A 1,670-nucleotide genomic window follows, 5' to 3' on the forward strand; every position below is an offset into this window, starting at 1 on the left:
GGGCCCGGGCGGAGGCCGGCCCCCGTCGATGGGGTGAGGGCGGTCAGTTGTCGTCGTCGTCGTCGCGGCGGCCGCCGAACTCGAGCGGGAACCTTTCGATCGTGGCGGCGACCCGGTCGGAGTCGTCGCGGTCGGAGTCGTCCCGGTCGTACAGGTCGACGGCGCGCCGCAGCCGGTACTCGTCGTCCCGGTCCGGCGGGAACCGGTCCAGGTCACGGCCGCGGAGCCGGGCCGGCTCCCGCGTCCGCAGGACCCGCCGCCGGCGTGCCTCCGCGTCGGCCGCCTCCGCGCCGGGCGCCTGCGCGCCGGACGCGTCCCGGCGCCGGCGGCCGAGGGTCACCCGCAGGCCGAGCGCCAGGAGGTGCTCGAGCCGGTCGTCGTCGGTGAGCCGGATGAGGTTGTCCCGGTCGTCCTCGTGGTCGTCGTCGTCCCGGTCGTCGTCCAGCTCGACGATGATCTCGCCGGGCAGGTCGGAATCGTCGTCGGACTCGGGGTCCCCGGTCATCCGGAACCGGGTGACGACCGCCCGGACGGTCCGGTCCCGGTCCCGGTCCCGGTCGCGGTCCCGGTCCCGGTCGTCGTCGTCATCGCTGTCGCGGATCTCGAACCGCACGTGACCGCGCAGGTCGACGGTGTAGGTGGAGTCGCCGTCCTCGATCCGGGTGCCCTCGGCGGACACGCTCCGGTCGTAGGAGGCTCCGGGGGATGGAAGCCTGGCCATGAAATCCTCCCGAACTGGGTGATTGTTGGTGCCCTGACAACCCCCTGATGCCCGACCGTCAATGCCGCAGACAGAAGACGCCACACACTCAGCCAAACGAGTTAAAAGTAGTACAAGGCCGTCATGTTCGACGTGGCCGGCGCCGCCCGGCCTCACGGGTGCACACGCCCCACACGCCCACCGCCACCACCAGGACGACGGCCCACCGGTCGTGCGACGCGGACCAGCGCGGATCGCCGGCCTGCACGAACATCGCCCAGCGGGCCGGCACCAGCAGCGGACCGGCGACCGCCGCGCCCAGCAGCCCCGCCGCCGCCCCCCGACCCCTCGACGCTGTCGTCGAGGCGGACCCGGCGCAGGGCGTCCAGCTCGTCGTCCTGCCAGCTCAGCGCCAGCCACATGATGGTCACCATCCGCCCGTCGCAGACCGCGCCGGCCGCCCGCTCGCTGCCGGTGACCAGCACGGCGGCCACCGCGGCGGAGAACTCCGGCACCCGGTTGCCGCCCCAGTCGGTGCCGACGGTCACCTGGTTGCGGCGGGTGGCCGGTTCGATCGCGGCGTCGGTGTACGGGCCGTAGCGGGCGTCGATGCGCTGCCGTACGAGCAGCGGCCGGTCGTGCGCGGAGCCGCCGGCACAGCGCCCCCGCAGCCGGGCCGTCAGCCACGGCGCGTACCGCCGGTACAGCTCCTCGAAGGCCCGCCGGTCACCGTCGCCCGCGACGGCGCGCAACAGCTCCCCGTCGCTTCTCGTTCCGCTCACCTCCCCTCATCGCACGAGCGCCCCCAACCGGTTCACACGACACAGCCGCGAGACGACGGGAGCGGCCGTGAAGGCACGACGACCCGCGGCCGCGAGACGACGGGAGCGGGTCGTGGGGGTACGGCGCAGCCCGCCGCTTACTCGGTCGCAACGAACGGAACCCCTCCCCCACCCGGGCGTCCGTCGGC

The 1,670-nt window shown here is 74.2% G+C and carries 1 protein-coding gene and 2 pseudogenes; all 3 read right to left on the reverse strand.

From position 1 onward, the window contains the following. Positions 1 to 43: 43 nt before the first annotated feature. Positions 44 to 721: a hypothetical protein gene (locus tag ACTT8P_RS38240; protein ID WP_442836393.1), complete on the reverse strand. Its 678-nt coding sequence runs from the start codon at positions 719 to 721 to the stop codon at positions 44 to 46. A 320-nt stretch (positions 722 to 1,041) separates the two neighbouring features. Then, positions 1,042 to 1,356: pseudogene (locus ACTT8P_RS38245) on the reverse strand (ABC transporter permease); the annotation flags it as partial. After that, positions 1,354 to 1,482: pseudogene (locus ACTT8P_RS38250) on the reverse strand (RNA polymerase subunit sigma-24); the annotation flags it as partial. The pseudogenes ACTT8P_RS38245 and ACTT8P_RS38250, both read right to left, overlap by 3 nt. Positions 1,483 to 1,670: the final 188 nt, after the last annotated feature.

Origin of the sequence: Streptomyces sp. JW3, assembly GCF_052216785.1 — a bacterium.
In the GTDB taxonomy this organism is placed as follows: Bacteria; Actinomycetota; Actinomycetes; order Streptomycetales; family Streptomycetaceae; genus Streptomyces.